Annotated in this window: 18 protein-coding genes and 2 pseudogenes; 8 read left to right on the top strand and 12 right to left on the bottom strand. The window is 71.3% G+C overall.

Annotation, left to right across the window (positions count from 1 at the left end; translation table 11 throughout):
* Positions 1-32: 32 nt before the first annotated feature.
* Positions 33-890: a hypothetical protein gene (locus ABZS71_RS15660; protein ID WP_356210405.1), complete on the top strand. Its 858-nt coding sequence runs from the start codon at positions 33-35 to the stop codon at positions 888-890.
* A gap of 70 nt (positions 891-960) precedes the next feature.
* Positions 961-1,920, top strand: a complete 960-nt coding sequence (locus ABZS71_RS15655) for a YafY family protein (protein ID WP_355859851.1) — start codon at positions 961-963, stop codon at positions 1,918-1,920.
* On the opposite strand, the gene ctaD is transcribed toward ABZS71_RS15655, so the two are convergent.
* From ctaD to gvpO, 9 genes are all read right to left on the bottom strand, one after another.
* Entirely contained in the window at positions 1,889-3,595 is a 1,707-nt protein-coding gene (ctaD, locus tag ABZS71_RS15650; protein ID WP_355859853.1) for a cytochrome c oxidase subunit I, read from the bottom strand. The two genes, ABZS71_RS15655 and ctaD, sit on opposite strands and share 32 nt — an antisense overlap.
* A 115-nt stretch (positions 3,596-3,710) precedes the next feature.
* Positions 3,711-3,992 carry a gas vesicle protein K gene (locus ABZS71_RS15645; RefSeq protein WP_355859855.1) on the bottom strand — a complete coding sequence of 94 codons (282 nt, stop codon included), beginning with the start codon at positions 3,990-3,992 and terminating at the stop codon, positions 3,711-3,713.
* On the bottom strand, positions 3,989-4,180 hold the full coding sequence (locus ABZS71_RS15640) for a gas vesicle protein (RefSeq protein ID WP_355859857.1): 192 nt from the start codon (positions 4,178-4,180) through the stop codon (positions 3,989-3,991). Before ABZS71_RS15640 ends, ABZS71_RS15645 begins: the two co-directional genes overlap by 4 nt.
* Positions 4,177-4,986, bottom strand: a complete 810-nt coding sequence (locus ABZS71_RS15635) for a GvpL/GvpF family gas vesicle protein (protein WP_356210403.1) — start codon at positions 4,984-4,986, stop codon at positions 4,177-4,179. Before ABZS71_RS15635 ends, ABZS71_RS15640 begins: the two co-directional genes overlap by 4 nt.
* Positions 4,983-5,342 carry a gas vesicle protein gene (locus ABZS71_RS15630; protein ID WP_355859861.1) on the bottom strand — a complete coding sequence of 120 codons (360 nt, stop codon included), beginning with the start codon at positions 5,340-5,342 and terminating at the stop codon, positions 4,983-4,985. The genes ABZS71_RS15635 and ABZS71_RS15630 overlap by 4 nt, the downstream gene beginning before the upstream one ends.
* Complete coding sequence (locus ABZS71_RS15625) at positions 5,321-5,527, bottom strand: gas vesicle protein GvpG (RefSeq protein ID WP_356210401.1); 207 nt, start codon at positions 5,525-5,527, stop codon at positions 5,321-5,323. Before ABZS71_RS15625 ends, ABZS71_RS15630 begins: the two co-directional genes overlap by 22 nt.
* Positions 5,527-6,243, bottom strand: a complete 717-nt coding sequence (locus tag ABZS71_RS15620; RefSeq protein ID WP_355859865.1) for a GvpL/GvpF family gas vesicle protein — start codon at positions 6,241-6,243, stop codon at positions 5,527-5,529. The genes ABZS71_RS15625 and ABZS71_RS15620 overlap by 1 nt, the downstream gene beginning before the upstream one ends.
* Positions 6,240-6,698, bottom strand: a complete 459-nt coding sequence (locus tag ABZS71_RS15615) for a gas vesicle structural protein GvpA (protein ID WP_355859867.1) — start codon at positions 6,696-6,698, stop codon at positions 6,240-6,242. The genes ABZS71_RS15620 and ABZS71_RS15615 overlap by 4 nt, the downstream gene beginning before the upstream one ends.
* A gap of 50 nt (positions 6,699-6,748) precedes the next feature.
* Complete coding sequence (gvpO, locus tag ABZS71_RS15610) at positions 6,749-7,051, bottom strand: gas vesicle protein GvpO (protein ID WP_355859869.1); 303 nt, start codon at positions 7,049-7,051, stop codon at positions 6,749-6,751.
* A gap of 387 nt (positions 7,052-7,438) precedes the next feature.
* Between gvpO and ABZS71_RS15605 the strand changes: the two genes are divergently transcribed.
* Positions 7,439-7,654 (top strand): I78 family peptidase inhibitor, encoded by a 216-nt coding sequence (locus tag ABZS71_RS15605; protein WP_356210399.1) that lies wholly within the window; start codon positions 7,439-7,441, stop codon positions 7,652-7,654.
* A 161-nt stretch (positions 7,655-7,815) separates the two neighbouring features.
* Here ABZS71_RS15605 and ABZS71_RS15600 read toward each other — a convergent pair whose 3' ends face one another.
* Positions 7,816-8,847, bottom strand: a complete 1,032-nt coding sequence (locus ABZS71_RS15600) for a phosphatase PAP2 family protein (RefSeq protein ID WP_355858603.1) — start codon at positions 8,845-8,847, stop codon at positions 7,816-7,818.
* Between the two features lie 293 nt (positions 8,848-9,140).
* Positions 9,141-10,328, bottom strand: coding sequence for a mannosyltransferase family protein (locus tag ABZS71_RS15595; RefSeq protein WP_356210397.1), 1,188 nt, complete (start codon positions 10,326-10,328; stop codon positions 9,141-9,143).
* A gap of 311 nt (positions 10,329-10,639) precedes the next feature.
* On the opposite strand from ABZS71_RS15595, the gene ABZS71_RS15590 reads away from it, so the two are divergent.
* Both ABZS71_RS15590 and ABZS71_RS15585 read left to right on the top strand, forming a co-directional pair.
* Positions 10,640-12,313 (top strand): MFS transporter, encoded by a 1,674-nt coding sequence (locus ABZS71_RS15590; RefSeq protein WP_356210395.1) that lies wholly within the window; start codon positions 10,640-10,642, stop codon positions 12,311-12,313.
* 85 nt (positions 12,314-12,398) lie between these two features.
* On the top strand, positions 12,399-13,586 hold the full coding sequence (locus ABZS71_RS15585; protein ID WP_355858595.1) for an acyl-CoA dehydrogenase family protein: 1,188 nt from the start codon (positions 12,399-12,401) through the stop codon (positions 13,584-13,586).
* Positions 13,587-13,613: 27 nt separating this feature from the next.
* Here ABZS71_RS15585 and sepF read toward each other — a convergent pair whose 3' ends face one another.
* On the bottom strand, positions 13,614-14,048 hold the full coding sequence (gene sepF / locus ABZS71_RS15580; RefSeq protein WP_355858592.1) for a cell division protein SepF: 435 nt from the start codon (positions 14,046-14,048) through the stop codon (positions 13,614-13,616).
* Positions 14,049-14,280: 232 nt separating this feature from the next.
* On the opposite strand from sepF, the gene ABZS71_RS15575 reads away from it, so the two are divergent.
* From ABZS71_RS15575 to ABZS71_RS15565, 3 genes and pseudogenes are all read left to right on the top strand, one after another.
* Positions 14,281-15,528 (top strand): DUF5685 family protein, encoded by a 1,248-nt coding sequence (locus ABZS71_RS15575; RefSeq protein ID WP_356210473.1) that lies wholly within the window; start codon positions 14,281-14,283, stop codon positions 15,526-15,528.
* A gap of 144 nt (positions 15,529-15,672) precedes the next feature.
* Positions 15,673-16,317 (top strand): annotated as a pseudogene (locus ABZS71_RS15570) (LLM class flavin-dependent oxidoreductase); the annotation flags it as partial.
* Positions 16,318-16,393: 76 nt separating this feature from the next.
* Positions 16,394-16,777, top strand: a pseudogene (locus ABZS71_RS15565) (hypothetical protein); the annotation flags it as partial.
* Between the last annotated feature and the right edge of the window lie 252 nt (positions 16,778-17,029).

Genomic DNA, 17,029 nt, shown 5'->3' with positions numbered 1-17,029 from the left:
CGGGAGCAGCGACGGGATGCGAGGAGGACAGCATGAGTGATGCCACCGAGGCGGCCCCGGCCCGCGCCGACTGCGTGGCGGATTCCGCCGGTGGGCTCACCTTCCACATCTCCGACTGGGCCCGGCCCCAACCGGGGAGCCACGACGACTGGAGCGGCGCGCTGGTCCTGGTCCGCCGGGGCGCGGAGACCTCGGACGGGGAGGTACGGCTGCCGCTGGGCCCCACCGGCAACGGCAGGCTCCAGGCCGCGCTGCCCAGCACCGTCGCGCTGCCCGAGGGCCGCTGGGACGTCCATGTGGCGTACGGGGACGCCGAACCGCAGCGGCTCGTCCCGGGCCTGAACGATCTGCGTTCCCTGGTCGACCGCCGGCCCGGCCCCAGCACCTCGCCGCTGTCCGTCCGCATTCCGTACGCCACCAAGCACGGCAACCTCTCGCTGCGCAGCTGGCGCCGGGTCCCGCACGCCGAGGCCGGGGAGATCCGTCTCGAGGGCGGCACGATGGCCGTACGGGGCAGGCTCTACCGCGTCGAGTACCCCTCCGACTGGCTGGCCGACGCGGTCGTCGAGGCCCGCTGCCGCCGCGACCCGTCCGTCATGCGGACGGCGCCGCTGGAGTCGGACGGCCCCGAGTTCTCCTTCACGCTCCCGTACGCCGAGCTCGCCGAGAGCTGGGGCGGCGGCGCGGACGTATGGGACCTGTGGCTCCGCCCGGCGGACGAGGGCGCGGTCCCGGCGCGGCTCGCCCGGATACTGGACGACGTCGCGGACAAGAAGGAGATCTTCACCTATCCGCCCCGCGAGGTCTCCGCCCCGCACGGGACCGCACACGCGCGTCCGTACTACACCGGCGACAACGATCTGGTGGTGCGCATAGAGGCGCCGGCCTGAGGCCATCACCTCGAACGCGACGGACCCTTGGGGACAGTTCCTGTCCTCAAGGGCTGGCAGACTCGACCGCATGTTGGAGACCTCGGCCCGTCTGCTCCGTCTGCTCTCCCTGCTGCAGGCCCATCGGGAATGGTCCGGCGCCGACCTCGCCGACCGGCTCGGGGTGACCCCGCGCACCGTGCGCCGCGACATCGACCGGCTGCGGGAGCTCGGCTACCCCGTGCATTCCGCCCCGGGCACCGCCGGCGGCTATCAGCTGGGCGCGGGCGCCCAGCTGCCGCCGCTGCTGCTCGACGACGAGGAGGCGGTGGCGGTCGCGGTGGGGCTGCGCCAGGCCGCGGGCGGCGGGGTCGAGGGCATCGAGGAGACCTCCGTACGCGCCCTCGCCAAGCTGGAGCAGGTGCTGCCGGACCGGCTGCGCCGCCGGGTGAGCGCGCTGAGCTCCTTCACCGTGCCGATGGCCGGCGGGATCCCGGGCCCCGGGGTGGACCCGGCGGTGCTGACCGAGCTGGCGAACGCCTGCCGTGACCGCCGCCGGCTGCGCTTCGCCTACCGCGACCACGCCGGCGCGGTCAGCCGCCGGAGCGCGGAGCCCCATCGGCTGGTCTGCGCGCAGCGCCGCTGGTATCTGGTCGCCTGGGACGTGGAGCGGGCGGACTGGCGCACGTACCGGGCCGACCGGATCACCCCGACCCCGCCGCACGGTCCCCTCTTCGCCCCGCGCCGCCCGCCCGCCGACGATCTGGCGGCCTATGTCTCCCGGGGCGTGTCCACCGCCGTCTACGCCGAGCGGGCGACCGTCCTTCTGCGGGTGTCCGCGGAGCGGGCGGCCGAGCGGATCTCGCCCTCGGCGGGGGTGCTGGAGGCGGTCGACGAGCACAGCTGTCTGCTGCGCACCGGCGCGCACAGCCTCGATCTGATGGTGATCCATATCGTGCTGGCCGGATTCGACTTCGAGGTGCGGGAGCCGGCCGAGCTGAACGACCACATACGGCGGATCAGGGACCGCTTGGATCGGGCCCTGGGCTGACCGAGCCGTGCGGCTTCAGCTGCTGGTCCTTCTCCTGCTCGATCGCCACCTCCGGATGGTGCAGATCGAAGGCGGGCGACTCGGAGCGGACCTTGGGCAGGGCCACGAAGTTGTGGCGCGGCGGGGGACAGGAGGTCGCCCACTCCAGGGAGCGGCCGAACCCCCAGGGGTCCTCGACCTCGACCCGCGTGCCGTACTGGGCCGTCTTCCAGACGTTGTAGAGGAACGGCAGGCTAGAGATGCCCAGCAGAAAGGCGCCGATCGTGGAGATGGTGTTGAGCGCCGTGAAGCCGTCCGCGGCCAGATAGTCGGCGTAGCGGCGCGGCATCCCCTCCGCGCCCAGCCAGTGCTGCACCAGGAAGGTGGTGTGGAAGCCGACGAACAGCGACCAGAAGTGGATCCTGGCCAGCCGCTCGTCCAGCAGCTTCCCGGTGAACTTCGGCCACCAGAAGTAGAACCCCGCGAACATCGCGAAGACGACCGTCCCGAAGACCACGTAGTGGAAGTGGGCCACGACGAAGTAGGTGTCGGTGACATGGAAGTCGAGCGGCGGTGAGGCCAGGATGACGCCGGTCAGCCCGCCGAAGAGAAAGCTCACCAGAAAGCCGACCGCCCACAGCATCGGCGCCTCGAACGACAGCGAGCCGCCCAGCATGGTGCCGATCCAGTTGAAGAACTTGACCCCGGTCGGCACCGCGATCAGAAACGACATCAGGGAGAAGAACGGCAGGAGTACGGCGCCCGTCGCGAACATGTGGTGCGCCCACACCACCATCGACAGCCCGGTGATGGCCATCGTCGCCCCGATCAGCGTGAGGTAGCCGAAGATCGGCTTACGGGAGAAGACCGGAATGATCTCGGTGATGATGCCGAAGAACGGCAGCGCGATGATGTAGACCTCGGGGTGGCCGAAGAACCAGAAGAGATGCTGCCACAGCAGCGCCCCGCCGAAGCGGGCGTCGAAGACCACCGACCCGTACCGCCGGTCCACCTCCAGTACCAGCAGCGCCGCCGCGAGCACCGGGAACGCCATCAGGACCATGATCGAGGTGAAGAGGGTGTTCCAGGTGAAGATCGGCATCCGGAACATCGTCATGCCCGGGGCGCGCATCGTCACGATGGTCGTCAGGAAGTTCACCGCGGCCAGGATCGTGCCGAAGCCCGACATCGCGAGGCCCACGATCCACATATCGGCGCCGATGCCGGGGGAGCGCACCGCGCTGTTGAGCGGGGCATAGGCGGTCCAGCCGAAGTCCGCGCCGCCCCCCGGTACGACCAGAGCGCCCACCACCAGCAGCGCGCCGAACAGATACAGCCAGTACGAGAGCATATTGAGGCGCGGAAAGGCCACGTCCGGCGCACCGATCTGCAACGGCATGATCTCGTTGGCGAACCCCGAGAACGCCGGGGTCGCGAACAGCAGCAGCATGATCGTGCCATGCAGGGTGAACGCCTGGTTGAACTCCTCCTGCGAGACGATCTGGAGGCCGGGGCGGGCCAGTTCGGCGCGCATCACCAGCGCCAGCACGCCACCGACCAGGAAGAAGCCGAAGGACGAGATCAGATAGAGATGGCCGATCTTCTTGTGGTCGGTCGTCGTCAGCCAGTCCACGACCACCCGGCCCTGCCGCGGCAGCCACACCGGACCGGCGGCGGGGCCGGTGTCTGTCGCCATCGGGGCTCCCTCTGTGGTGTCGTATGACCGGCTCAAGGCGGTTTACGGCCATGATCGCCCGGCTGCCGTGCCAATACGGGGAGATGTGCCCTGGTGCGTGGAGGTGTCCCGAGCGTCACTCCCTCGGGGGCAGCAGCGGCCCGAGCGGCCCGAGGTCCAGATTGAGATCCGAGGGCGCGAGGCCGTAGCGGTCGCACAGCGTGTTCATCCGGTCCTCCAGGAGCATCAGCGTCAGCCCGATCCGCTCCTCCTGGTCCTCCGTCAGATCGCCCTGGTCCACCCGGCGCAGCGCCTGCCGCTCCATGAGCTGGCGCAGCAGCTCGACGACGGTCAGCACCAGCTTCATCAGATCGCGTTCGACGGTGTCCTGGTCCAGCTCCAGCTTCCGCGTGGTCACGGTTCCTCCCAGGGGGACGGCACATTCTCGTTCACCGAGCTGATGAGCGCGCGCAGATCGATGCGGACGAGATCGACATCGGCGATCCGCAGGGTCAGATCGCCGGTGATCACCACACCGCCCGCCAGCAGCCGGTCCAACAGGTCCACCAGGGCGATCTGGTGATGGGCCAGGGGGCTCGCGGTCATGCGCCCGCCCCCGCGCCCTCCGCCTCGTCCGGGGCGACGAAGGAGTACGGCGCCCATGGACCGGTCAGCTCGAGCCGCAGCCCCGCCGCCCGCTCGGCCAGCTCGCCCACCCGCACCGCGAACTGCGAGCTGTCCTCGCGCCGCACCAGATACGCGGCGTTCAGCACATGGTGATCCGACTCACCCGACAGCCGCGCGTCCTGCGGCGGATGCAGCCGGGCGCGCTCCGCGAGCTGGGCGAGCGTGTCGTGCACCAGCCGCGCGCCGTCCTCCGTACGGCCCCACCGCTCCTCGGTGGCCCGGCGCTGCGCGCTGCGCCGGCGCAGATAGTCGCGGCCCGAGACAGCGGCCGAGGGCTCGGCGGACGGCTTCTCCGGTGCGGGCGGCGCGGCATACGCCTTGACGCCCCATTCGACCCGTCCCTCCAGCCGGTCCAGCGCCGCCGCGAACCGGTCCCGCCCGTCCGCGAGCATGCGCCGCAGCCCCTCCTCGCCGCGGCAGACGGTGGCCATCCGGACCGGGATGACGCACGCGTCGGCGCCGGCCGTGTCCACCACCCGCTGATGGGCTCGGGCGACCCCCTCCAGCCAGCTCATGTCCTCCAGCCGCTCGCGCAGCGAGCCCTCGTCGAAGTCCTCCGCCGGAACGGGGCCCGCCAGCACGGCGAGCCCCAGATGGCGCACGGCGCGCACCGGTTCGCCCGCGACCCCGCGAAGCCCCTCCAGAGCGTCCAGGGTGTGGGGGGCGGCGTCCGGGGCGCCGGTGTCCCGGACGACCGCATAGGCGTACTGCAGTCCTTCGGTCATTCGGTCTTCTCCCCGCTCGTCACCTCGGCGCGGGCACGCGACGACAGCGACGGGTCGTGCTCCCACCAGTCGATCCCCATCTCCTTGGCCTTATCGACCGAGGCCACGATCAGCCGCAGCTTGATCGTGAGGAGCTCGATGTCGAGCAGATTGATACGTATGTCGCCCGCGATGACGACACCCTTGTCGAGCACCCGCTCCAGGATGTCGGCGAGGTTGGCCGAGCCGTCCCCGCGGGCCGACGCCAGTCCGTACGACCCCGGTGAGGGAAACGACGACGCCGGTGAGCCGTACGCCCCGCCCGATCCGGGCAGCCCCCCGCCGCGGGCGGTGGTCATAGGGTCCCGTTCGCCCATTGGCGCGCCTCCTCAAGCCGGTCGAGCAGCACATCCTCCTGCCGCTCGAACTCCTTCTCGTCGATCAGGCCCTCATCGAGCTGGGTCTCCAGCTCGATGAGGGCGCGCTGGATGTTGGCCGGGTCGTAGTACTCCCGCTCCGCCACGGCGACGACCTGCCTCAGCACCCAGCCGATGAACAGCATCAGGAATCGACGAAGCTGTACGGCGGCAGCGGCCCGTTGACCCGCAGCTTCAGCCGGGGGTGGGCGTTCTCCAGCTCGGCGACCGCCTCCATCAGCGGCTCGGCGGCGTCCTTGGGCGTCAGCAGGGACAGGCTCAGAAACCAGCCGCCGCTCTCCGGACCGGGGCGGTGCGCCTCGGCGGTGGGGGCCAGCGCCTCCTCCACGAGCTTCGCATCGTGCACCTCGCGCGCCCGGACCGCGTTCGCCACCAGCTCGCCGAAGCGCACCCGGTCCTCGTAGGTGCCGCCGCCCGCGGCCCGGTTGGCCTCGGCCAGCGCCCGCAACTCCGGCTCCTCGGAGAGCACTTGGTGCAGCACGGCGTCCTCGTCGTGCACCACCTTGACGTTGTACTCCACCCGGTCCCCCAGCCGCCGCAGCTGGTCGTGGTAGCGGTCGGCGTGCTCGGCCAGCACGCTGCGCACGTCGTCGTCGCTGGAGGAGACGCTGCCGAACCGCATCGGCAGCACCGGATGAGCGTCGCTCACCTCGGCCAGCACATGCTGATGGGCCAGCAGATCGCGCCGCCGGGGCTTCAGATCCGGCGCGCAGTCGCTGACGATCGCGGCCAGCTCGCCCTCGTGCAGCGCGCGGACGGGCAGCGGGGGATCGCCGATGCCCAGGAGTTCGTCGCCCAGGACCGCCTCGCCGCGCGCGATGCCGTAGACATAGGTGCTCATGCCGACTCCTCGGACTTCTTCGGCGCCGACTTACGGGCCGCCGGGCGCCGCCGGGTGTGAGAGGACTCCTCCTCGTCCTCGTCCGAGGGCCTGATCGCGTCGGCCACGGACTGGGCGGCCTTGGAGACGGTCTGGCCGGCGCCGGACAGCGCGCCCTTGGTCTTGGAGCGCGCACCGCCCTCGGTGATGCCCTCGACGACCTCGGGGAGGCCGGGGGACTTGTTCGGACCCGACTCCAGGTCGAGCCGGTTGCACGCCTCCGCGAACCGCAGATAGGTGTCGACGCTCGCCACCACGATCCGGATGTCGATCTTGAGTATCTCGATGCCGACGAGGGAGACGCGGATGAACGCGTCGATCACCAGCCCTCGGTCGAGGATGAGTTCCAGGATGTCGTACAGGCCGCTGGAGCCGCCCCCACCCCTGCTCTGCTGTGCCGGGACAACAGTGGTCATGTCGCAGTGTGTCCTCTCGTGTCCGGCGGGCCGCGCGGGCCCGCCAACGGTCAGCCTCGGTCGCTTCGCCCGCGTTCGTAGCGGCGGATGCGGCGGTAGCCGGTGAGCTGGCCGTCCGGGTCGAGAGTCACCTCGTACAACGCCATCAGGCTCATCGTCTCCGGTACCCGGGCCAGTTCCACCACCTCGGCGTCCAGCACCCATCCCTCGTCGGTCCGCTCCATGCGGGTCAGCGACTCGGGATACAGGCCCGTCAGCTCGACGAGCTGTTCACGGGCAGAGCGCAGGAGCGCCAGCGGGGTCAGGCCGCCGGTCGCCGTCTTCTCGCGGTTCTCATTGGATGTGTCTGTCATGTTGGCCTCGATGGGGGCGGGTACCGCGTCGGCGCCGGGGCAAACCTGAGGGCTCGTATTCGGCGGTTTGTGGCGGAATTGTGTGCTCCGGAGGGGTCCCGGGGCGTCGATTTTTCCGTCGGCCGCTGCAATTTGTTCGGCAGATCTCGCGAACAGCCCGTCGCCTATACCAGACCGTCGCCTTTGCCTGGGGATTTCGGCGGAAACTCTCAGTCATCTTCGAGGCGTCAACACAAGCCCCGGAAGAGTGACAAAGTCGCTGACAAACCCGGGCGTGTTTTCTGTGACACAAGTGTGACGAGTGACGGACATGGGGCGCATGAGACTCTGTCAGCCGGTGTCCGCCTCCGCTTTCCCACCCATATGGAGCCACCTACCGTGGCTGTCATGGGACCTGTACCGAACCTTCCGGCCGAACCCGACGACGACCTCGACAGCTATGTGGGCCTCGACGCCCGGACCGCCGAGGAGGTGGCGCGCGAGCGCGGCTGGACCACCGTGCGGAGGCTGCCGCCGGGCGCGATCATCACGATGGAGTACCTGCGGGGCCGGATCAACTTCGAGGTCGCGGACGGCGTCGTCAAGCGCTGCTGGCGCGGCTGACCGCCCGCCTGCCCTCGCCGTGCGCGCACGCCCCGCCCCGGACACGGCGACGGCCCCGGACGCTCCAGCGGGAGCGTCCGGGGCCGTGGTGTGCCGCCGATGCCGGGAGAACCGGTGCGGGGGAAGGCTGTGCGTACCGCCCCGCGGCCCGGTGGGGCGGCTCAGCCGCCCGTGGTCGTCCGTCCGCGCCCGGCGGACGGGCTGAGGGGTGCCGTGGCGCGCGGCACCCGGTCGGCGTGCGGCGGTCGGCGGCTGCCGACCGGGGTGACCGGGGTCCGCTCGGAGCGCACCGTGTGCTGGCGGACCGGGTGGTGCGGCCGGGCCTCGGACCCGCGCCCCGTGGCGCCGCCCGACCGGACCGCGCCCACCGGCTCGCGGGCGGGCAGCTCGTCGTCGCGCGCGGCACGCGGTGTGGCCAGGGGAGATCCGGCGACCGGCCATGCGGACGGCACCCGTACGGGCAACCGGCCCCGGCGCATCCGCCGCCACAGGGCCAGCAGCAGCACCTCGGCGCGGGCCATGGCCGGCTCCAGCCACGGCAGGGCCAGCAGCACCAGCACCCCGGCCGCCCAGCCCAGCACCACATCGCTCAGCCAGTGGGTGCCGAGGTAGACGGTCGTCATGCCGACGCCGAAAGCGAACCCCGCGGCGATCAGCGAGGCGACCCTGCGGGCCCGGGGAGTGGTCGCCAGATAGGCCAGCACACCCCAGGTGACCACGGCGTTCGCGGTGTGACCCGAAGGAAATATATCGCCGTTGTGCCACATCTCGCTGGAACCGACGGTGGTGGCGTAGTGCGGGCCGAGCCGGCCGAAGCCGATCTTCACGGCACCCACGGTGATGTTCAGCAGCAGCAGGGAGGTGCCCAGCACCAGCCCCGGGCGCAGGGTGCGGTGCCGGTAGCAGCACCAGCCCAGCCAGGCGGCGACCGCCACCGCGGTGGGACCGCGCTGGCCCATGACGACGAAGTAGTCCAGGAACGTGTGGAACTCCGGCCACTGCTTGTAGGGCCGGAAGAGCATGACCTGCCAGTCGAGCTTCACCAGCCATGAGGTGGTGAGCACGCCGATCACGGTCGCCGCGTAGACCGCCAGCGTGGTCCCGAGCAACCAGAAGCGTGTTCGGGTCATGCGTGGTCGCGCGAGATCGGTTGGTCGCTCCTCGGTCTCAGGGAGCTTGTCTTCGGTACGCACCTAATCGACGTTACATTGCGTGACAGGCGGCTTCAGTCACTCAGGTCGCTTTGTGATGACGATGTGATGTGGAGTAGGTCTCGTCGGCGACTTTTGGCCGCGCCTTTCCAAGGAATGCACGAGGCCCCGGAACTTATGTGGGCACGGCCTTCCAAACACCGCCCCGCACTCCCTTTATGGAATTCTTACAGGGTCGTTTATCGGTGATTGGCCGCGACGTTCCTCACTGTTTCCCCGGGTGTCGCCGGGTGGACGGGGGCGGTCGCCGGCCCGAACCGGCCGAGGTGGCCCGATCACGGCGGTCCGGAGCCATGCAGCCAGAACGCCCCGTACACCGCCGAGGCGAGTCCGACCGAGCCCAGGACCAGCGCGGTCCGCACCGGACGCAGCCGGGCCAGGGCGATCGCGATCGGCAGCAGCAGGGGGAAGGCGGGGATCAGCAACCGCGGTTTCGAGCCGAAATACCCCTTCGCGGCCAGCGCGAGGACCAGCACCGCCCCGCCGTAGGCCAGCAGCGGCAGCGGCTGGCGCTGCCGCACACAGCGCGTGTACAGCCAGATCAGCGCCGCGACGCCGAGCAGCAGCCCGAGGCCGGCCACGAAGGGCGGGTGTATCAGCAGCCCGCCGACGAAGCCCGCGAAGGCCAGACCACCGTCGAAGCCGTTCCCCCAGCCGTTCTGGACGTCGAAATAGCCGGTGACGCTACCGGTCTCGAAGCCGACCCACACCACATAGCCCAGCCAGCCGAGCGGGGCGAGGACGACGCCCGCCAGCGCGCGCGGATGGGTCCGCCACGCCTGGCGCCACCGCCCGCCGGGCAGCAGCTCGACCGCCGCGGCCACCCAGACCGCCGCGACCACCGCCGCCCCGACCGGCCGGGTGAGGCCCGCCAGCGCGGCGAGGGCGCCCGCCCACAGCCATCGCCGGGTGAGCGCCGCGTACACCCCCCAGGCGGCCAGCGCCGTGAAGAGCGACTCGGAGTACGCCATCGACTGCACGATCCCGACCGGCAGCACACCCCACAGCACGGCCAGCGTGGTGCCCACCCGCCGGCCGTACAGCAGATCGCCGACCGCGAAGATCCCCCACGCGGCGAGCAGCGAGGTGAGCCAGGACACGGCGAGGCCCGCGTCGGCCGCGCCCAGCGGGGTTATGACGGATATCACCCGCTCCAGCGCGGGGAGCAGCGGGAAGAACGCGAGGTTGGAGTGGACCGCCCCGTCGGCCAGATGGAGCGTGTAGCCGTACCCCTCCTCGGCGATGCGGGTGTACCAGAGCGAGTCCCAGCGCGCCGAGAGGAGCTGGTGCGGGCTCTTGTCCGCGAAGGCTCCCCAGACGGCGAGAACCACCAGCCCGAGCAGGCGCGTCCCCGCATACGAGAGCAGCGCCGGAGCGGCTCGGCGCAGCGCCGCACGAGCGGCGCGGCCCGGCCGGCCGTCGTCGCTGAGCGGCGTGGTGCCGGCGTGGGCGAGATCAGTCACGGCGACGATTATCAAGCATGTTTCCGGTGGCCCGCGGCGCCTGTGGACAACGGGAGGCGAACGGCATACGGATACCCGGCGTACGCCGGGGCACGGGGAACCGGGGGGACAAAAGGGGACGCGTGGAACGTACTCCTCCGTAACCGCCTGCGACGTGGGTCGCAACATGACCTGCGGCACACGTCGGGCGCGGGGACTCGCGTACCCTGACCTCTCACTCGCGCCTTCGCCACCGGGCCACCGGACGTCCCCACGACGTGACGTTTCCGCCCCCGGGCGGAACGCGAGCGCAAGACCAGGGAGGTGCGTACATGTCCGGGACGACCACGGCCCGCACTCGGCGGACGGCGGGCGTTCCCCGGCAATGGCGCGGTACCGAGGCGGGCGGCGGAGCGAACCGCTGGATCGTGCTCCTCGTGCTCTGCGTCAGCCTGCTGCTCGTCGCCGTCGACGCGACCGTGCTCCATGTCGCGGTCCCGGCCGTCACCGAGGATCTGCGCCCCGGCGCGATGGAACTGCTGTGGATCGTGGACGCCTACCCACTGGTCTGCGCGTCCCTGCTGATCCTCTTCGGCACCCTCGGCGACCGTGTCGGCCGCCGGCGCGTCCTGCTGCTCGGCTACGGGCTCTTCGGCGCAGCCTCGGCCCTCGCGGCCTTCGCCCCCAGTCCGCAGATTCTCATCGTGGCCCGTGCCCTGCTGGGCATCGGCGGCGCGATGATCATGCCCGCGACGCTGTCGATCCTGCGCCAGGTCTTCCCTGACCGTCGTGAGCGGGCCCTGGCCATCGGCGTCTGGAGCGCGGTCGCCGCCGTCGGTGCGGCCGTCGGCCCGCTGCTCGGCGGCTTCCTGGTGGAGAACTTCTGGTGGGGCTCGGTCTTCCTCATCAACATCCCGCTGATGGCCGTGGCGCTGCCGGTGGGGCGCTGGCTGCTGCCGGAGTCCACCGGCGACGGCGAAGGGCCCTGGGATGTGCTCGGCGCGTTCATGGCGGCCTTCGGCCTGTTCTGTGTGGTCTTCGGCGTCAAGCGGGTGGGCAGCGGCGCGGGGCTGCTGGACCTCGCCACCGCCGTCCCGGCGCTCTTCGGGGCGGTGCTGCTGGTGCTCTTCGTCCGCCGCCAGCGGCGCCGTACGCATCCGCTGGTGGACCTGAGGCTCTTCGCGCGGCCCGCCTTCTCGATCTCGGTCGGCTGTATCGTGCTCGCCCTGCTGGCGCTCGTCGGCCTGGAGCTCATAGCCGCCCAGTACCTTCAGCTCGTGCTCGGGCTCACCCCGCTCGAGACGGGTCTGCGGCTGCTGCCGCTCACCTTCGCCGCCATGGGCGCCGGGCTCGCGGGATCCCGGATGCTCCAGGGGCTCGGCCCCCGCACCATGGTCGCCTTCGGCTTCGTGCTCACCGCCGTCGCCGTTCTCTCGCTCACCGTCATGGGCCAGTCCGACCGGCCCGCGGTGCTGGTCGGCGCCTTCATCGTTCTCGGCTTCGGCCTGGAGACCACGCTGTTCGGCGCGTACGAGTCCATGCTGAACGAAGCCTCGGCCAAGTCGGCGGGCGGGGCGGCCGCCATCGGCGAGACCTCCTACCAGCTCGGCGCCGGTATCGGCATCGCCCTCCTCGGCAGCGTCATGAACGCCGCCTACAAGCCCGGTGTCTCCTCGGTGACCGGCGTACCGGCCTCGGCCGGTACGGAGGCCGGCCAGTCGCTGGGCGCGGCGTACGACGTCTCGAACCAGCTCGGCGGGGCGGCCGGAAGCGCGCTGCGCGCCGCCGCCCGCGTGTCCTTCGTCCACGGTCTGCATGTCACGCTCGCGGTCAGCGCGGGTCTGCTGCTGATGGGCGCGCTGGCGGCGCTGCGGCTGCCGAGGGCCATGGAGTGCGGTGCGGCCGACGAGGAGGAGTCCGAGCCGGGCGCCGCCCCCAAGGAGCAGGCGCGCCGGCAGGAGCCGCGCGACCGCACCGCCGTCGTCGGCGCCGACTCCCCGGGCTGACCTGGCGAGGAAGGTCTGGACGACAGGCGTTACCCGGCCGTAGCGTCTGATCCGACCGGGATCACCACACCGGAGGCCGCTACTCATGCCCGCTGGCACCCTTCCACCGTTCGACCCGAGCGACCCGCTGGGGATCGACGACCTGCTCGACCCCGAGGACCTTGCGGTCCGCGACACCGTGCGGCAATGGGCCGCCGACCGCGTACTGCCGGACATCGCCGACTGGTACGAGCGCGGTGAGCTGCCCGGCATCCGGGAACTGGCCCGTGAACTCGGCGCGCTCGGCGCGCTCGGCATGTCGCTCACGGGCTACGGCTGCGCGGGCGCCGGCGCCGTCCAGTACGGTCTGGCCTGTCTGGAGCTGGAGGCGGCCGACTCCGGGATCCGCTCCCTGGTCTCGGTGCAGGGCTCCCTGGCCATGTACGCGATCCACCGCTTCGGCTCCGAGGAGCAGAAGCGGGAGTGGCTGCCGCGGATGGCCGCCGGCGAGGTCATCGGCTGCTTCGGGCTGACCGAGCCGGACCATGGCTCCGACCCGGCCGGGATGCGGACGTACGCGAAGCGCGACGGCTCCGACTGGGTGCTGACGGGCCGCAAGATGTGGATCACCAATGGCTCGGTGGCCGGTGTCGCGGTGGTGTGGGCCCGCACCGACGAGGGCGTCCGCGGCTTCGTCGTCCCCACCGATGTCCCCGGCTTCTCGGCCCCCGAGATCAAGCACAAGTGGTCGCTGCGCGCCTCGGTCACCAGCGAACTGGTCCTGGACGACGTGCGGCTGCCCGCGGACGCCGTACTGCCCGAGGCCAGCGGGTTGCGGGGGCCGCTCAGCTGTCTGAGCCACGCGCGCTACGGGATCGTCTGGGGCGCGATGGGCGCGGCGCGCGCGAGCTTCGAGGCGGCGCTGGACTACGCGCGGACCCGTGAGCAGTTCGGCCGGCCGATCGGCGGCTTCCAGCTCACCCAGGCCAAGCTGGCCGATATGGCGGTGGAGCTGCACAAGGGGGTGCTGCTCGCCCATCATCTGGGGCGGCGGATGGACGCGGGGCGGATCCGCCCCGAGCAGATCAGCTTCGGCAAGCTGAACAATGTGCGGGAAGCGATCGAGATCTGCCGCACGGCCCGGACGATCCTGGGCGCCAACGGGATCTCGCTGGAGTATCCGGTGATGCGGCATGCGACGAATCTGGAATCGGTGCTCACCTATGAGGGCACCGTCGAAATGCACCAACTGGTGCTGGGCAAGGCGCTCACCGGGATCGATGCCTTCCGGTAGGACGCCTCCGGCGAGCGGCCTCGCCCGTCAGCTCTGATTGAAGAAGCCGCTGACCGAGCGGCCGGCCTCACCGCTCACGATCTGGTAGTCGGCGGGGGTGAGGAGGAAGACGCGGGTGGCGACGCGCTCGATGGAGCCGCGGAGCCCGAACGTCAGCCCGGCCGCGAAGTCCACCACGCGCTTGGCGTCGGCCGGCTCCATCGTCGTCAGGTTGACGATGACCGGAACGCCTTCCCGGAACAGCTCACCGATGCCGCGGGCGTCCCGGAAGCCGTCCGGGGTGACCGTGGCGATGCGCGTGCCCTGGTCCTGCGCGGCCTGGTCGGCCACCCGCACCCGCGGGTCGGTCACCCAGGAGTCGCCGGGCTCGGGCCCTTCGGCGTAGTCGTCGTCGTAGTAGCGCTCGTCATCGCTGTCGTCGACGAGGCCAAGCCAGGCACTCGCCTTGCGTACCGATCCCATGGACGCCTCCTCTCCCTGATGGTGTGTACTGTCCGCCCCTCTATGGTCGTCCATGATGCGGATGGTCTGCCACGTGGATTGCGGCCGCACAGGGGATTCGTGACGTTACTGGTGCACAACGGCTGGCGCCATATCAGAGTTCCACCTGCTTACGGGGGCTGACGGAGTGCTGGGTAGACTCCGCCGGGCCGGACGGGTGACGTCAGGGACGTACGGGTGAACGGGGATCGTGGTGTTTGGCATTATCCGGCCTTGCCGCCATCGGCTGTCGGAAAACCTGCGCACCGAGTGGATGGCGCATTTGTGCGGGCTATGCCTCGCGTTGAGGGGGGACCACGGGCAGTTTGCCCGAATAGCCACCAATTACGACGGTCTGGTCATCTCGGTGCTCGTGGAGGCCCAGGCCGGGCGCTCGGACGGCCGGCGGCGCACCGCCGGGCCGTGTCCGCTGCGCGGGATGCGGACGGCGTCGGTCGCCCAGGGCCAGGGGGCGCGGCTCGCGGCCACCGTCTCGCTGGTGCTGGCCTCGGCGAAGATGCGGGACCATGTCGCGGACGGCGACGGGGCGTTGGCCCGGCGGCCGGTCGCCGCGGCCGCCCGCCGGGTGGCCGGCCGATGGGACCGGGCCGGGGCGCGCAGCGGAGCCGAGATCGGTTTCGATACGGCCGTACTGCTCGACGCCGTCGGCCGGCAGACCGAGATCGAGGACGCGACCGGCCCCGGCACCTCACTGCTGACGGTCACCGAGCCGACCGAGACCGCGACCGCCGCCGCCTTCGGCCACACCGCCGTCCTGGCCGGGCGCCCCGGCAACCGGGCCCCGCTGGAGGAGGCGGGTCGGCTCTTCGGACGGCTCGCGCATCTGCTGGACGCGGTGGAGGACCTGGCCGAGGACGCCGAGACGGACGCCTGGAACCCGATCACGGCCACCGGAACGGACCTCGCCGAGGTCCGCAGGCTCTGCGATGACGCAGTGCACGGGGTGCGGCTCGCCCTCCGGGAGGTCGAATTCGCGAGCAAGGGGTCCGGCAAGCTGGCGCATGTGCTGCTGGCGCATGAGCTCCAGCGCGCGGTGGACCGGGCCTTCGGCACCACCGGCTGTCCGCACACCGGCCATGGCGCGGAGGCGTCGCGCGACGCACCCGCCGCGCACGCCCCGGAGGCGTCCTTCGGCCCGCCGCAGTCGCCGTGGATCACCCCGCCCGGGCCCGGCGGCCCCGGCGGCGCGCCGCCCGAGCCGCCGAACCGCCACCGGCGCGGGCTGATCGCCGGGTGCATGGTGTGGACCGGGCTCTTCTGCACCTGCCAGGTGTGCTGCCGGGACCCGTACGACGACCCGTGGACCGGGCAGCCGCGCGAGGGTCTGTGCCACAAGTGCGATGACTGCTCGGACTGTTGCGATTGCTGTGACTGCTGCAACTGCTGTGATGGTTGTGATTGCTGCGACGGCTGCGACTGCGGCTGCGATTGCGGCTGTTAGTCGCCGGCCGCACTGCCGCCCGGGATCACCGTCCATGAGCACCGGCACCGCGCCGTACGCGTCACCGGGCCGCGTGACGGACGTCAGCAGGTGTGGCTGGAGGGGCGGTCAGCCCCGCTCACCGCCGACGCCGTCGTGCTCACCGACGCCGAGATCCGTGACACGGCAACCGGCCGCTTCATCGACCGCGACAAACTGCACTACGTCCACTTCGAGGGCGCCCACTTCCGGGTGCGCGGCCCCGCCATCGTGCCGAGGCCCCCACAGGGTCATCCGGTCGTCGCGATCGACGCCACCGACCCCGTCACCTGGCAGACCGCGGCCCGCCACGCCGATGTGGCCCTGGTGCGCGCCACCGGCCCGGACGCGGCGGGCCGGATAGGCATGAGCTGCGGCACCGGGCGGTGGCGTACGGCCGGGACGCCGACGCGCTCACCGTGCTCGCCGCCATCGCCGTGGCTCTGGGCGACGGCGAGTGCGCCGCCGAACTCGGCCCGGAGCAGGGCCCGTTGACGGCCGTGGCCGACGGGCCGCCGCTGTACCGCGGGGGGACCGGTCGGCCTCGCCGAGCTGATCGCCGGCTGGCAGGGCGCACGGGCGGTGGACGGCTTCCACATCGCCCCCGTCGTACCCCGCCATGACCTCGAACGCTTCGTCAACGGCACCGTGGCGCTGCTCCAGCATCGCGGGCTGTTCCGCACCTTCTACCCCGGTACGACGCTGCGCGAGCATCTGGGGCGGCCGCGCCCGGCCAACCGCTACGCCCTCGCCAGGGAGGCCGTCCGATGAGCCACCCGTCCGAGCGGCCCCAACAGATCCATCTCGCCGCGCACTTCCCCGGCGTCAACAACACCACCGGCACGCCGATCCGCAAGCCCTCACCGCGAAGTGGCGGGCGCTGTCGGAGGAGAAAGGGCTGTCCATCCGGCAGACCGTGATCGAGGCGACCGGCCGCCAGTCCTTCATCGGCACCCCGGAGACGGTCGCCGAGGAGATGGCCGCTTTTGTCGCCGCCGACGCCGCCGACGGCTTCATCCTCGTACCGCATCTGACCCCCTGCGGGCTGGACGACTTCGTGGACCGGGTGGTCCCGCTGCTCCAGGAACGAGGGGTCTTCCGCATGGCCTACGCGGGCCGGACACTCCGCGACCACCTGGGGCTTTCGTATCCAGGGGGGGCGAGGCTGACCGGCTCCGCGGCCGGGCCGGCACCCGGGCGTACGGATTGCAGGGGCCGAACCGGAACCTGACGGCCCGCGGGCTCGTCCTGTAGGTACCCGAGGGGATGGGCGCACAGCCCCGGTGGCGAAAAGCCGCCGGGGCCATGCGACATGTGTCCGGTAGCTGTTCCGAATTGTCCTCTTGCGCGGTACGCCCGCGTCCACGAATACTTCCGGAAGCGCTTGTCAGGGGCACGTCGGAATCGGCTTCCGGCGGGCTCGCTGACTGCGCCTCACGGGCCTGCCCACCCAAGCGGACCCCCGATTCCCCCGGAGGAAGAG

The organism is Streptomyces sp. NPDC005393, assembly GCF_040606675.1.
Lineage (GTDB): Bacteria > Actinomycetota > Actinomycetes > Streptomycetales > Streptomycetaceae > Streptomyces.
The sequence above is the reverse complement of the archived record's forward strand: the minus strand, read 5'-3'. Positions and strand labels throughout refer to the sequence as shown.

Excerpts from the sequence above, each read along its gene's own strand:
- ABZS71_RS15660 (WP_356210405.1), top strand. The coding sequence starts at position 33 with ATGAGTGATGCCACCGAGGCGGCCCCGGCCCGCGCCGACTGCGTGGCG.
- ABZS71_RS15655 (WP_355859851.1), top strand. The coding sequence starts at position 961 with ATGTTGGAGACCTCGGCCCGTCTGCTCCGTCTGCTCTCCCTGCTGCAG.
- ctaD (WP_355859853.1), bottom strand. The coding sequence starts at position 3,595 with ATGGCGACAGACACCGGCCCCGCCGCCGGTCCGGTGTGGCTGCCGCGG.
- ABZS71_RS15640 (WP_355859857.1), bottom strand. The coding sequence starts at position 4,180 with ATGACCGCGAGCCCCCTGGCCCATCACCAGATCGCCCTGGTGGACCTG.
- ABZS71_RS15635 (WP_356210403.1), bottom strand. The coding sequence starts at position 4,986 with ATGACCGAAGGACTGCAGTACGCCTATGCGGTCGTCCGGGACACCGGC.
- ABZS71_RS15630 (WP_355859861.1), bottom strand. The coding sequence starts at position 5,342 with ATGGGCGAACGGGACCCTATGACCACCGCCCGCGGCGGGGGGCTGCCC.
- ABZS71_RS15625 (WP_356210401.1), bottom strand. The coding sequence starts at position 5,527 with ATGCTGTTCATCGGCTGGGTGCTGAGGCAGGTCGTCGCCGTGGCGGAG.
- ABZS71_RS15620 (WP_355859865.1), bottom strand. The coding sequence starts at position 6,243 with ATGAGCACCTATGTCTACGGCATCGCGCGCGGCGAGGCGGTCCTGGGC.
- ABZS71_RS15615 (WP_355859867.1), bottom strand. The coding sequence starts at position 6,698 with ATGACCACTGTTGTCCCGGCACAGCAGAGCAGGGGTGGGGGCGGCTCC.
- gvpO (WP_355859869.1), bottom strand. The coding sequence starts at position 7,051 with ATGACAGACACATCCAATGAGAACCGCGAGAAGACGGCGACCGGCGGC.
- ABZS71_RS15605 (WP_356210399.1), top strand. The coding sequence starts at position 7,439 with ATGGGACCTGTACCGAACCTTCCGGCCGAACCCGACGACGACCTCGAC.
- ABZS71_RS15590 (WP_356210395.1), top strand. The coding sequence starts at position 10,640 with ATGTCCGGGACGACCACGGCCCGCACTCGGCGGACGGCGGGCGTTCCC.
- ABZS71_RS15585 (WP_355858595.1), top strand. The coding sequence starts at position 12,399 with ATGCCCGCTGGCACCCTTCCACCGTTCGACCCGAGCGACCCGCTGGGG.
- sepF (WP_355858592.1), bottom strand. The coding sequence starts at position 14,048 with ATGGGATCGGTACGCAAGGCGAGTGCCTGGCTTGGCCTCGTCGACGAC.